The sequence below is a fragment of the Cohnella ginsengisoli genome, from assembly GCF_029525555.1.
GTDB classification, from domain to species: Bacteria; Bacillota; Bacilli; order Paenibacillales; family Paenibacillaceae; genus Cohnella; species Cohnella ginsengisoli.
In genome coordinates this window covers 493,374-507,023 of record NZ_JAPDHZ010000004.1, presented here as the reverse complement: position 1 = coordinate 507,023, position 13,650 = coordinate 493,374, and the positions used below count along the sequence as shown (strand labels likewise).

The following is a 13,650-nucleotide window of genomic DNA, read 5'->3' as shown; positions in this document are numbered from 1 at the left end:
TTCACGATAATCGGCTTTTGATGGAGGATTTTCGGATTCTGATCCTTGCGATTGCTTCACTTCGGGCGCCTTGGCTCCAACGGGTGGCCGATCACGGGAAACTCTCCGATTCTCAGCTTGGCGCCGCCATACGGCACGAGCTCCAGATCCACGATCGGCTGACCCTCCGCGTTCGGGTGAAGCGGAGGCGTGCCCGCGCTGTTGCCCTCCATCTTCCAATCGCGGATCAGCTGCCCTTTCGCTTTCAGGCGGACGGGCGAATGGCCTGCGATGAACGGTTGATAGGCGACGTCGGACGTTTCGACCGCGAATTCACTGCCGGACAGCAAGCCGTATTTCCATGGAGAACCGGGGTAGATCTCCCAATCATGGAACTTTTCCCGCTTCGTCAATAGCTGCCAGTTTTCCTGGACCGGCAGCGCATAGACGAGCGGGCCTCTTTCGACGCTTGCCGCATACAAGTTGCGAGTGACCGTCTTTACCGTCATCGGCAAGTTCAGCGTCAACCGGTCGCCGTTCTCCCAATGGCGCGTCACCGTGGCATAGCCGTCCTTCACTTCGAGTTCGATACGCTCGCCGTTCACCGTCAGCGTCGGATTCGCGCACCACGCCGGCATGCGAAGCGAGATCCCGAACGCAACCGGGCTACTCAGCTTGAGCGAGATCTCGACCGATTCGCGGAACGGGTAACTGCCGGAAACTTCGAGCTCCGCTACCGCGCCGCGCTGCGCCCCCACTTCCGCCCGCACCGCGCAAGGCGCGTACGATACCGCCGCCAGCCCGCCCGCGCGATCGGCCATCCACAGATGCGAGACGAATTTCGGCCACCCCTGGTGCATATTCGCCGTGCAGCAGCCGAAGTGCGGCTCCAGCCCGAATACGTTCGCGTCGGCGTCGTTGCTCCAGGCGCGCGGCGCGACATTGCACATCATCTGGTTCACCTGCTGATCGTACTGGTGGGACGTCCAGTCTCCGGAGATGGCCGCGGGAAGGGCGTTAAACGCCACCTTCTCCAAAATGTCGCCGAATCGGCCTTCCCCGAACACGCGCGTGAGCTGCTCCATGGAGAACATATACTCCACGACGGCGCACAACTCGACCCCTTGGCTTGGATGCGTGCCGGACAGCCATTCGTCGCCCGAAAACATGCCATGGGCCTGCCCATGGTAAGTCATCAGACTGTCGATGCCGCGCCGTACGGCCTCTTTTTCCCTCGCGTCTCCGGTTAGCTCGTAGCGCACGCCAGGCGCCTTGACGCCCATCGCGACGTTAACGACGTGCGTCTTCAAATCCCACTGCTCGACCTTCCGCCAGAACGGGAAGTCGTGGAACACTTCGGTCCAGCCCGTCGTCTGCCCGGCCACGATCTCGGCGAGCTCCAGCAGAAAGGCGTCCTGCGTCCTTCGATGCAACCACTGGATGCTCAGCAGCATCTCCATGCCGCGGGCTTCCGCCCACTCGAGCAACGGCCGATCTTGGATCGTCTTGCGCGCATATCGGAAAAACGACGTCATGAACGGGACGACCCGCGGATCCTCGGTGACTTCCGCGTATTGCGTCATCACCTTGAGCATGACCATGTACGGCCACCAGTCATGATTTTTGTCTACGCCGCTCGCCATTTCCTTCATTTGCGGACCGAACGAGCCGTCCTGCCGCTGACTGGCGAGCGTCCATTCGATCCAGCGCTTTGCTTTGGCGATCAGCCGTTCGTCCTGGAGCAGGTAAGCCAGCGGGAGCAGCCCGTCCACGTAGTACGGTCCCCGTTCCCAGCTCTCTCCCTTGCCCCCGAGCCAGCCGTTGTCGTCGCCGACGTCCGCCCAATGCTCGTCGAGATGCCCGGTCAATCCGTCCGCCTGAATGCGCAATTGATCGCGCAGCCACTCGCGCGGTTTGATCGCGCCGAGCGGCAATGCTTCGAAAGCCGTATAGGTCGTTGCGTTTGTTGTCATCTTCTCGCACCTCGCGTGTTCGGAATATCTACGAATATAGCACGCGGTTCCACTGCCCGCCGATAGCCGAACGCACACAATGATTATCCGATCGCAACCTCATTTCGACTTCTTGCAGACTTGCCCGATCCTTTTCTTTATACTGATAGATAAGCGAAATAAACGGCTCATATCATCGTCACTGGAGGATGCCGAATGTTCCAATTCATCTCTCCGCCCTTGCCGCATTTCATCTATTGCGGGGAAGACGCGTATCCTGCGGGGGGGCAGCATTCCGATCGCGCCGGCATCGGCGTATTCGACCTGCTGATCGTGACGCGCGGCTGTCTCTACATGGCCGAGGAGTCGGTACCGCTCGAGATTCCGGCAGGCTCGTTCGCCCTTCTCCGGCCGGACCGCGCGCATCGGTCGACGTCGCCCTGCCGGGAGGAAACGCATTTCTTCTGGGTCCACTTCCAGACGCTCGGCAGCTGGCACGAGACGGAACGGGAGCCCGCTCCCGCCGAGTTGCGCCCGGCAGACGTCCTGCACGAGATCCACCGCTTCGCGTTTTATTTGCCGCGGTCCGGGGCGCTGTCGTCGCAGGATGCCGCATACGACTGGCTGCGGCAGCTGTTGGCTTTGCAGGCGGACACCGGTTCGTTTTCGCAATGGCGACAGCAGCTCGTCTTCCAGGAGCTGCTGCTGCGCCTGCAAGAAGACGCGACGATGCCCGAGCGCCATTCTTACGTGACGATCGCCGAAGAGGCTGCGGCTTTCCTGCGCCGGAATTACAGGGAAACGTTAAACTACAAATGGATGTCCGAGACGCTTCATTTCCACGCCAACTACGTGTCCCTCTGCATGAAGCGAGCCTTCGGCTATACGCCGCTCCAATACTTGACCCGCTATCGCGTCGAACAGGCCAAAAGGCTGCTCATCGATACGAACGAGTCGGTAGGCCGCATCGCCGAGGAGACCGGCTTCGGCTCGTTTCCCTATTTCGTCCGCTGCTTCAGCAAGCAGGTCGGCACGACGCCCAAGTCCTTCCGGATGAGATTCCGGCAAGGCTAACGGGGATGCGAAAAAGCCTCGATCCGGACGGACCGAGGCTGGGCGACGCCGGAATCGAAGCCGCGGGAGGCAGATGCGCTTATCCTTCTTTCCCAGAATAATTCACTTAAGGCGTTACGACAAATGAATATAACGAATGAACCGGCACGCTTGCGTTTAAATACCACGGTCGAAACCAGGAGAGAACGGCTTGCCGGTTTTCATTGAGATCTTAAAACTATTGGTTGGCCTGGTCCATCGCGCTAAGCGAATCTTCCAGCACGTTTTGGCATTTGTCCGCGTTAGGTTGTTTTGAGCGGGTCGCCGCCAAAACTTCGTCGATCGTTCCATCGATCTGCGTCCACGTTTTGCGGTCGATTTTTCTAAGCTTTGATTCCGCTTGATCCCAATCATGCTCCAATTTGTTCGCGTTTGATTTCGTCGAAGCGAAGTCCTTTGATTTAACGGAATCAAGCATCTCGTTTTCAATTGCGATAAAGTTCGATAATTGTCCGCTTAACGTTGTTTGCGAAGCGTCTATTTCCGGTACGATATTTTGATTGCACCACATATACCCGCCTATACCGATCACGACGAACACGATCAAGGCCGAGACGGTTTGCAAAAAAAACGTTTTTGGGACTTTGATCAATCGATTTGGGGGTGCCCTCTTCGCCTTTTGCGATGATATCGACTTTTGTTAAAGCCAGGAATACGATAATTCCCAATATCGCGACCAGAAAAATAACGCTGGTAATCGTTGCGCCGAGTGCAAGGCCGCCATTGACTTTGGATTGCGACAGATAATCCCCTAAAGATGCCCCGAGTGGCCTAGTGAGAATATATACGATCCAAAACGCTAATATCTCATTGAGTTTGAGTTTCCATGCAACGATAATGATTGCGATAATGACTAGGACGGCGATACCCGTTTTCAAATACCCTAGCCCAAGTTGTTCGGAGAACAGATCGCCGACCGCGGTGCCGAGCGCGAACGTGAACAGGATCGTGAGCCAATAGAAAGCTTCCCTTTTCAAGGTGAAGATCGAATGAATCGAGAGCGTTTTTTCGCTCAGGTACCACAATAGTAATGTCAGCGCCAATAAGCCGCTGAAAACGATCGTACTGGTTTCGAGCGGAACGCCGATCGCGTCCGTCAAATTATCCGTAACCAGCGTACCGAATACGCTGATCAGGACAACGGTTAGCCAATAGAGGACCGGAACGTATTTCGTCGCTTTGAATTGAAGAAACAGAACCACGAAAAACGCAATGCCCATAATGATCGTAGTTAGAGTTAATCCCAGTCCCACGTTGACGCTCAAAAAAATCCGAGAAAGTCTCGCCTACCGTCGTGCACAATACTTTGATAATCCAGAAGAAAATCGTAACTTCCGGTACTTTGCTTAGCCATCCTTTTTAACTCATTCCGATTGACAGCCATAAGGTTTTCCCCTTTCCGGGATGCAAGCATGTGTCCTGTTACGTGTCTATAGTAAAGTAAAATAATAAACAGATTCTTAACTGGATATTTAATTTTCATTTATGCGGGGAGACCACTATGAAATCCGGATTTATGATGCGATATTTTAATACGTATTCACAGTTCCAAGGGAATTTGCATCCGCATGGATTTCTACATCACGATTGCTGTATTTCAACGCATTGTCTATCAGAATATGTAGCAGCTGCTTGATCTTGCCCTGATCGGAATTCAGAAAACCGAACAGTCCGGATGCTTTAGGAAAATATAGGGATCCGGACTCGTCCGGTTTGAACGCCCAATCTGGCCAACGACTCCAGCTTGGCGCTAACGTTTCTTACATGGGGTTTAAGCAGTGTTTCTGCGGAATATACGGTTCCTCCGTTTGGTAGTTCGTTACGATTTTCCGCCCATTGCGGCTATCAAATGAAGCGCGCTATCCGTAATCCAGGTCATCAAGTGCTGCAAAAAATCGCCTCTTTTCTTATTAATCCATCAATAAGAAGGAACCTCGGCGCGGTGCCGCTTGCCGACTCCAGCGATATATAGCGCGGCGCACAGTCCAAACAAGGCGGCGCATCCCCAGATCGGCGCCGATAATTGAAACCGTTCGGCGAGCCATCCGCCTGCGAGAGGTCCCAGGATCACGCCGGTCCCCTCTACCGCCGACATCAGTCCCCAACCTGCGCCTTGGGCATTTTCCGGCACATAGCTCGCCAGCAAAGCGTTCCAGGCCGGAAGCAGCGCTGCATAGGATATGCCGATCAGGATGGCCAACAGTTCGGCCTCCGGGAAACGGCGGGTGAACGGAAGCAGAAAAATTGCGAATGCGATCACGCTGAATCCGCCGGTCAGAAGCCCCTTGCCCGATAAGCGGTCGTTCAGCTTGCCCAGCGGCACGAGGCTCAGTCCTGCTGCGGCACCGCCGGATATGATGACGAATGACAGTTGCGCGGGCGTCAGACCGATGCCGCTCTTGGCAAATCGGGACAACACCGGCAGCAATAACCCGCCCGCAAGCGTCTGAACGATCATGATCGGAAGCACGATCCCCATCGATTTGGCGCGGCTCACGAAGACCAGGCATTGCGCTCCGATTCCCAAGACCGGCCGGACCGCTCCTCGTCTAAACGAGCAGCTCAGCGCGATCGGAACGGCCGCCGCGAGCAGGATCAGAATGACCGTGAAGGCCGTCTTGTAGCCCAGTCCGATCGCGAAGTTGATGACAACCGGCCCGGCGCCCATCCCGGCCAGCCAGAAAAAGTACAACATGCCCATTTGCTCCGAACGACGGCCCGGATCGATTCTGGTGATGCATGCGAGCCATAACGGCGAGCCGCCGAGTCCGAGCAGCGCCGACGAGAGCAGCAACCGCCCCGTAGAATGCGCGTGATTCATCAGCAGCAGGCTGAGGATGCATAGCACCAATCCCGAGACGATGATCGATTTTTGCGACATGCGGTCCATGAGGAAGCCGATCCCCAGCTTCACGAAGCTGTCGACCAAGTAATGGATCGAGACCGCCATGCCGATCGCGGAGACGGCCAAGCCTAATCGGTCCGCAGCGTAGACCGGCAGATAAGAAACCAGGATCGCGCCCCGGGCGAATTCGATTAGAAACAGGACGAGATAAAGCCGGTCGAATGAACTGGAAGCCAGACTGCTTTGAATTCGTTTAATGAATTTCATGCGCGATTCGCCTGCCTTGTATCATAGTATCCGTCCGCCGGGAAGCGCGATAGGAAGCGTGGGCATTCAGGACTTCACTCACGATGGCTTGCGAGGCGTCCCCGAAGGCGCCGGCCTCCATGTCAGACCGCTCGGAGATGAGCCGCTCTACCGACGACTTGGCGGAAGCGGCATCGCCGGCTGTGCGCAAGGCATGTCTGCCTTCCCAATATTCGGCGTTCCCCTGCTCCTGTCCCGGAATGGGACGGTATACGACGACCGGCACTTGCATCGCGATCGCTTCGGTCAGCGTGATCGCACCGGCTTTGGTCACGATGCACGACGCGACGGACAAGTACGATTCCATGTTTTCGATAAAACCGACCACCCGCACGCGCCGCTCTTCGCCATAGCGTCTAATTTAACCGGCGATAAAGCCTGGCATCGCGTCCGGCGACGAGAATCAGAGAGACGGACGCCGGCAGGGTCAACAGCTCTGCGATGAGCCTCTTCCGGTCCGTCAATGCGCCGATCATGACGAGAACGTGCGTCCGGTCGGGGTCCAACCCCTTCTCTCGGCAAATCTCCGGCCGCGAGCGCCGAGCGCCGCCAAATTGCCGGCGTATCGGAATGCCCGTGACGTGGATGCGATCCTCTCGAATCCCCGTTTGCCCTTGCTTGGCAAATTGCCGTTCCAACGCCTTCGATACTTGAAAATGACCGTCTCCGAATCGGGCGTATATAATGAGAATCGTCAATGCCTGATCCTTCATCACCCATGCTCCTTGAAGCGTTTCTTAACTAAATGTAAACAGCGGCACAACGAAAACAAGGCTTCATCCGCTTGCCGGATGGAGCCTTGTTTTTTCGATCGGTCATATTCTGAAACGATAGCCCGCGCCCCATACGGTTTCGATATACACGGGCGCCGAGGCATCCTTCTCGATTTTCTCCCGCAGCTTGCGGATGTGGACGGTCACCGTCTGGGTGTCCCCTATGGCATAGATTCCCCAGAGACGATCGAACAGATGATCCTTGCTGAATACCTGATTCGGATGCTGCGCGAGGAAGTACAGCAGATCGAATTCCTTCGCGGTGAGCGAGACCTCTTCCTCCCGGATGAAGGCCTGCCTGGTATTCGCGTTGATTCGCAGCTCGCCGATCTCCATATCGCCGGTCCTTCCGTTGCGTCCCGTCAGCCTGTCATAGCGGGCCAGATGCGACTTGACGCGCGCCACCAGCTCGGCCGGCTTGAAGGGCTTGCCGATATAGTCGTCCGCTCCGAGACCCAATCCCCGGATGACATCGATATCTTCCCTTCGCGCGGTCACCATCAGAATCGGGACATCGGACGCCTCTCTGAGCGCCTTGCATACCTCGAAGCCGCTGAGCTTCGGCAACATGACATCCAGCACGATCAGATCGAACTGGCCGGTCATGCCGAGCTGCAGCCCCGCTTCGCCGTTATCGGCCAGAACCGTCTTGTACCCGCTCATCTCCAGATAATCTCTCTGCAGCTCGGCGATGCTCGGTTCATCTTCTACGATGAGTATCGTCTTATTCAATGACATTCGCTCCACCTCCGTCGATCGGGATCGTCAGAATCACCCGCGTCCCTTCCCCTTCCACGCTCTCCGCCCTTATATCACCGTCGTGAGCCAGCATGATCTGCTTGGCGATGGCCAATCCCAACCCGCTGCCGCCCGTACGGGAGTTGCGAGACCATTCGGCCCGGTAGAATTGCTCGAAAATGTGGGGCATCGCCTCCGCCGGAATGCCGCTGCCGTTGTCCTCGATGGCGATCTCGACGTGACCGTTATCCGTTCGGGCGGATAGCCGAATCAACGGGCTTCCTTTGTCCATGTACTTCAAGCTGTTCTGGATGACGTTGCCCAGGACGCGCTTGAAGGAATCCGGATCGACCTGGACGAGGACGGACGACCCTACTTCGAAGTCGGTCATGAGCGCCACGCCGTTTTTCTCGAGTTCGAATCCAAGGTCGTCCGACCAATCGCTTAGCAAGCCGCGAACGGACATCGGCTGCATGCGGAAGGGAACCTTTTGCATGTCCAGCTTGGAGTACAGGAACAGTTCGTCGATCAGTTTATCCAGTTCGTCCGCTTTGGAGGCGATGGTTTTCATGTATCTGTCATGCTTTTCCCGGGTATCGGCGATGCCTTCCATAATGCCGTCCACATAGCCTTTGATGGCGGTTATCGGCGTTTTGAGATCATGCGAAATATTCGTGATGAGTTCTTTGCGATTTTCTTCGTATTGCATTTGCAGCAGGATCGATTCCTTTAACCGTACCCGCATTTTCTCGAACGTGATCCCGAGCTGTCCGATCTCGTCTTTGCCTTCGACTTCGATCGGGACATCGAGCTCTCCCTCCGAAAAACGGCCGGCGGCGAGGCGAAGCGCGAGGAGCGGCCGAATAATCCGGGTCGACATGTAATAGGTCAGGACGATATTCGTCAAGATCAAGGCGGCGATGGCGGCGGTAAAAAGAATCGGGAACCATCTTTTCGCAAAATGAACGAGCGGATCGATTTTCGTTAGCAGGAACAAGGTCACCGGCTTGTCGTCGGCCGCCTTCAAATCGTACTGAACGATCTGATACCATTCGTTATTGTTTATTTTTACCGTCGATTCCTTGTGAAAATCAAGATGCTCGTACGGCGGCAAATCCGACGTCAAGGCGGAATTGCCCGCGATTCCCGTCGAAGCGTAAAGGGCCTGGTTCCCTTGACGGACGAAAATCGAAATTTGTCGCGAAGCAAGTTCGACGGACAGGTCCCGCAAATAGGCGGTGTTCGTCAGCAGCTCCGGATCTTCCGCAAAGGTGTGCTTGACCAATCGATGGTAGTCGCTTTGCTCGATGCCTTCGATTTTGGATTCGTAAAAGGCCTTGATGTTCTGCGCGTCGCCCCGGAAAACGATAAGCAGCAGCGATGAAATCAGCACGAGAAACAATAGCGGTATGATCAGCATCGCCGCGTAAGACCAAAGCAGTTTCCAACGGATCGACATATGTCCCCTCCCTTCTCCGTTCCACTTTAAGGCATAAATCTAAATAAGCGATTTCGCATTTATTAACGAATGATTAAGCGATTTATTCGCGGCCGATCGCCGGTATAAATTCAACCGCTTAATAATTCTTTAATGTTCTTCCCCTATAGTGATGGAATCTGATCGCTGCCCTGCATGCAAAGGAAACGGAGAGAAGCCCATGAGTCTCATCGGACGCCGCGCGAAATTGCTCTTGTCTACGCTCGCCGTTGGCGCTGCCGCCGTCGCTGTCGCCCACCCTGCCGGCTTCGCGACGCAAACGGAGCAAACGCAAAAATCCAAACCGGACCATATCGTGATCGTCATCGAGGAGAACCATTCGTATCAAGAAATTATAGGCAACCCGGCGGCACCTTATATGAATGAACTATTCAATACGGGCGCGAGTCTCGTCAACCACTTTGCCACCCGACATCCAAGCCAGCCGAATTATTTGGATCTATTCTCGGGCAGCAGCCAGAGCGTCAAAGGCGACGACGTGCCTGGGACAAAATTCGCTACCGACAATTTAGCATCCGAGCTGTTGAAACACAACTATACGTTTGCCGGATACTCCGAAGGGCTTCCGAAAAAAGGGTACGACGGACCTTACGACTTAAAGACCGGTTATGCGCGAAAGCACAATCCATGGACGAACTTCACGAACGTGCCTTCCAGCGCCAACCTGCCCTTCTCCGGCTTTCCACGCGACTATTCGAAGCTTCCGACGGTGTCGTTCGTCATTCCGAATCTGGCGCACGATATTCACGACGGAACGATTCGCGACGCGGACAAGTGGCTGAAGTCGAACCTGGACGGGTACGTGCAATGGGCCAAGACGCACAACAGCATGCTGATCCTCACTTGGGACGAAGACGATACCAGCGCCCGCAATCAAATCCCGACCGTATTGGTCGGTCCGATGGTCAGAAAGACGAAGGTGACGGTCAAAACGAACCACTATTCGGTCCTTCGCAGCATCGAGGATTGGTACGGACTTCCCTCTCTTGGCCTCAGCGAGCAAGCGAAGGCTTTGCCCGTGCTGAAATAAAAACCCGGCGCAGCCGTTATGACCGAAAGGATGATCTAAGTGAACTACTGGCTCTTTCAGCTAATCAATCAACTCGCGGATCGCTACGATTGGATCGACGATATCATGGAATTTTGCGCGCAGGACATCGTCTTCGCGATGATCGCCATTTTGGGCATTCTATGGTTCACGGGAAAAAAACAAAATCAAAAGGCGGTCTTTTTTGCGGCGGTCACCGCCTGTGCCGCCATGCTGATCGGCTCGCTCGTCATTTCCCCCGCCGTCCAGCATCCAAGGCCGTTCGCCACGCACCAGGTTCATCAACTGGTCGCGCACGCCGCGGACTACTCGTTCCCGAGCGACCATGCGATGCTCGCGTTTTCGATCGCGTTCAGCGTGCTCCTCGTCAAGCGAAGAATCGGAATGCTGCTGCTCGTTCTTGCGGTCGTTACCGGCTTTAGCCGGGTGTACGTCGGGGTTCACTATCCGGCGGATATCGCGGGAGCGGCCGTTCTGTCCGCTGTCGCCGCCTTCGCGGTCCACCTGCTCCGCGACCGTCTGGACCCGATTCCGGAGCGTTTGATTCGGATCTACGGCAAAGCGCGCAGGCTTGCGGTACGCCGATAAGCGGATGAGCGGATGCGCTTGCAGTGAAGCCAACAACGATGCGATCCCCCCCCCCCCCCAAAAAACGGAACCGTCCCCGCAGCCTACAGGCCTTGGGGACAGCTCCGTTATGCGCTCAAGCCGACATTAGTTGGAAGATAGAACAAATGCGTCATCGAAGGATACGTCTGCCGAGGTGGTTCTGAATCCGACCTTCCCCGCCGTCAATTCCGCGACAGGATTGGTCCATTCCGTCTTTAATGCGCCATCCACATACCCTTTTACGGCATTGCCTTTAACGGAAGCCTTGATCGCGTACCACTGGTTCGCCTGCGCCGCGAACGGGGTGCTCGAAACCAAGGTCAACTGCCCGCTCACGGACTTGTACAACTCCAGCTTTTGATTCGAGGCGTTGATTCGATACATATAATAATTATTCGTATCCTGAACCCGGAAAAGAATGCCGGCATTGGCATCGGCGACGGGCATTTTCACGCTAGCTTCGTACGAATAATCCGTCCATGAATCGCCGACGGTCATTAAAGCAGCGGTCCAACTGTGCTGAGTCAACACTTTTAAGCCGTCTGACGACACGCTCCATGAACCGGAAGCAGCCGTCCACCCCGTCGTGTTACCGTCTTCAAAATCGTCGCTGAAACGGATGATCGGGGAAACCTTGGCATCGTCGAAATGGACGCCCGCCGAAGTGGTGCGGAATCCGATGCCTCCCGTTTTCAACTCCGCTGCGGGATTGGTCCATTCCATCTTCAATTGTCCGTCCACATAACAGGAAATCCGGTTTCCTTGCACGACCGCCTTCATGGTATACCACTGCTTCTCGACGGCCGTGAACGGCGTGCTGGCCGCCAGCGTCATTTGCCCGTTGACGGATTTGTATAACTCCAGCTTCTGATTCGACGAATTGATTCGATACATATAATAATTGTAAGCATCCTGTACCCTGAACGCGATGCCGGCATTGGCATCGGCGATGCCCATTCTCGTCTTGGCCTCATACGCATAATCCGTCCATGAGCCGCCGGCATTTGCGGTAGTCAGGGAGGTGACGGTCCGGCTCCCGCTGGACAGCACGTTATTCGCGCCGACCGTCGGTACGTACCAGCCGCCCGAGACGGACGTCCATCCCGCCATATCTCCGTCTTCGAAGTTATCGTCGAACAACAGCTTGGAATTGGCAAAGACGACATCGTTTACATTGCTGTTGACGTTCATTTTCAGGTCGCTTAGGCTTGTCGCGAGCTTGCCTTTCACGTATACATCCGAAAACGCGACACCGTTGACCATTCCGCCCTTCGTCGCATTTCCGGAAATTCGGGATGAATTGCCGCCAAGCTGGCGGAGATTAATATTTTTCAATAATACGTTGCTGACATCGCCGGACGTGCTGGCCGACACTCCCAGCCAATAGTTTCCGAATTGATTGATCTCGACGCGCTCGACGTCGATATTCTCGAACGTAATATTTTGAGCGTAGCCTTCCTCGGGGAGCGTATTGTATTGGTAACCATGTTCGATCAGCAGCGCCCGGTCGCTTTGATAGACGTACGAATTTTTGAAAGTCACCCCGATCTGCGGCTGCGCTACGTCCATCCCGACCTTAAAAGCCGCGGCTCTCGTCCATGCAAGCGCATCATCGAATACGACATCTTCCAAATGCTCTAGCGCGTCCGGCCACCCTTTTGGACATCCCCGTCTGCAGCCAGGTTTTCGTCGAATAGTTGTCGTCATCCGAGATGGCGACCGCATGCTTCACAAGCACGTGCTGACTTTCGTTGATATCGATCACGTCATCCTCGATTTTGTACAAATCCTGAAAGCCTTTAAGATTTTTGATCGTCACGTGGTCGGAACGTACGACCATGAAGGACCAGAAGCCGGCATCCCGCAGGATTAAACCGTCGAAGGTAAAATTGGTGGTAGCGAGCGGGACCAGCAGGTTATTCAGGAAGCCTTCGCTTTTATTCGGCGCCGGCATGATCCGCTCCCGCATCGCAATGCCGTTGCCGTCTATCGTTCCGCGACCCCGTATGGTGATATTGCTGGAGTTTACGGCAGTACGAATGAAATACGTACCGTCCGCATTCCGCGAATCCTTCCGAAAATCGATCGCGTAGTCTTCTCCCTTGCCCGTACCGACAATGACGGCGCCGCCGGCCAGGTAAAAGGTTACATTGCTTTTTAAGGTCAAGTTCCCGCTCTTATAGACGCCGGCCGGAACGAAAACGATGCCGCCGCCGGCTTGATTGGCGTCGTCGATCGCCTGTTGAATCGCGCCCGATGCCATCAATGTCCCCGTTTTATCCGCGTTGTACGGCGCTTGGGTTACATTGTAAATCCCGGCGCCCGAGGACGGAGGAATGTCCGTCTCTAACGGATCCGCCGCGATGACGATTTTCTTCTTCAGATCATTGATTTTGACGATGACGTAGGTGGAGGAAGAAAGCGTAAAGGTCAGCTTGTTTCCGCTCGCCGTCCCCTCGATGTTTTTGGCCATCGGACTGATGGAGAAAGAGGTGATCGGCACATCGGCGGTCACTTCAATGCTGACCGTGCCGGCAAATGAAAACTGCGCGTAATCGTAGTCGTCCTTGTAGCTGATGACGGGTACCTCTTGGCTGTCCGCCTTCAGTGAATATATGCTAGATGCGGTGTAGATGGACGGCATGGGATAATTTTGGATCGTGGCCGGCACGGCAACGGCTTCCGCCGACGATGCCGGAGCGGCGTCCGCGCTCTCGTTCGCATCAGCGGCACGGGGGAGAAATCCTGCGAATAGGAGGGCAAGCACGGCCAACAAACTCATTGCTTTT

The 13,650-nt window shown here is 55.4% G+C and carries 10 protein-coding genes and 2 pseudogenes; 3 read left to right on the top strand and 9 right to left on the bottom strand.

Going from position 1 to position 13,650, the window contains the following annotated elements; translation table 11 throughout:
• Nucleotides 1-56: 56 nt before the first annotated feature.
• Nucleotides 57-1,952 (bottom strand): beta-L-arabinofuranosidase domain-containing protein, encoded by a 1,896-nt coding sequence (locus OMP38_RS23360; protein WP_277567228.1) that lies wholly within the window; start codon nucleotides 1,950-1,952, stop codon nucleotides 57-59.
• 195 nt (nucleotides 1,953-2,147) lie between these two features.
• Here OMP38_RS23360 and OMP38_RS23355 point away from each other — a divergent pair, with 195 nt between their 5' ends.
• Complete coding sequence (locus tag OMP38_RS23355; protein ID WP_277567227.1) at nucleotides 2,148-3,005, top strand: helix-turn-helix transcriptional regulator; 858 nt, start codon at nucleotides 2,148-2,150, stop codon at nucleotides 3,003-3,005.
• Nucleotides 3,006-3,670: 665 nt separating this feature from the next.
• Here the strand turns inward: OMP38_RS23355 and OMP38_RS23350 are convergent.
• From OMP38_RS23350 to OMP38_RS23325, 6 genes and pseudogenes are all read right to left on the bottom strand, one after another.
• A pseudogene (locus OMP38_RS23350) lies at nucleotides 3,671-4,403 on the bottom strand (COG4705 family protein); the annotation flags it as partial.
• Nucleotides 4,404-4,962: 559 nt separating this feature from the next.
• Complete coding sequence (locus OMP38_RS23345; protein WP_277567226.1) at nucleotides 4,963-6,156, bottom strand: MFS transporter; 1,194 nt, start codon at nucleotides 6,154-6,156, stop codon at nucleotides 4,963-4,965.
• A 201-nt stretch (nucleotides 6,157-6,357) separates the two neighbouring features.
• Nucleotides 6,358-6,484 (bottom strand): annotated as a pseudogene (locus OMP38_RS36185) (diglucosyl diacylglycerol synthase); the annotation flags it as partial.
• A 67-nt stretch (nucleotides 6,485-6,551) separates the two neighbouring features.
• Nucleotides 6,552-6,908, bottom strand: coding sequence for a glycosyltransferase family protein (locus tag OMP38_RS23335; protein WP_277567224.1), 357 nt, complete (start codon nucleotides 6,906-6,908; stop codon nucleotides 6,552-6,554).
• A gap of 102 nt (nucleotides 6,909-7,010) precedes the next feature.
• Entirely contained in the window at nucleotides 7,011-7,706 is a 696-nt protein-coding gene (locus OMP38_RS23330) for a response regulator transcription factor (RefSeq protein WP_277567223.1), read from the bottom strand.
• On the bottom strand, nucleotides 7,693-9,165 hold the full coding sequence (locus tag OMP38_RS23325; protein WP_277567222.1) for a sensor histidine kinase: 1,473 nt from the start codon (nucleotides 9,163-9,165) through the stop codon (nucleotides 7,693-7,695). The genes OMP38_RS23330 and OMP38_RS23325 overlap by 14 nt, the downstream gene beginning before the upstream one ends.
• Before the next feature lie 199 nt (nucleotides 9,166-9,364).
• Here OMP38_RS23325 and OMP38_RS23320 point away from each other — a divergent pair, with 199 nt between their 5' ends.
• Nucleotides 9,365-10,234 carry an alkaline phosphatase family protein gene (locus tag OMP38_RS23320; protein WP_277567221.1) on the top strand — a complete coding sequence of 290 codons (870 nt, stop codon included), beginning with the start codon at nucleotides 9,365-9,367 and terminating at the stop codon, nucleotides 10,232-10,234.
• Nucleotides 10,235-10,273: 39 nt separating this feature from the next.
• Nucleotides 10,274-10,840, top strand: coding sequence for an undecaprenyl-diphosphatase (locus OMP38_RS23315; protein WP_277567220.1), 567 nt, complete (start codon nucleotides 10,274-10,276; stop codon nucleotides 10,838-10,840).
• 126 nt (nucleotides 10,841-10,966) lie between these two features.
• On the opposite strand, the gene OMP38_RS23310 is transcribed toward OMP38_RS23315, so the two are convergent.
• Together OMP38_RS23310 and OMP38_RS23305 are read right to left on the bottom strand one after the other, a co-directional pair.
• Entirely contained in the window at nucleotides 10,967-12,493 is a 1,527-nt protein-coding gene (locus OMP38_RS23310) for a 3-keto-alpha-glucoside-1,2-lyase-like domain-containing protein (protein WP_277567219.1), read from the bottom strand.
• Entirely contained in the window at nucleotides 12,471-13,643 is a 1,173-nt protein-coding gene (locus tag OMP38_RS23305; RefSeq protein WP_277567218.1) for a glycosyl hydrolase family 28 protein, read from the bottom strand. Before OMP38_RS23305 ends, OMP38_RS23310 begins: the two co-directional genes overlap by 23 nt.
• Nucleotides 13,644-13,650: the final 7 nt, after the last annotated feature.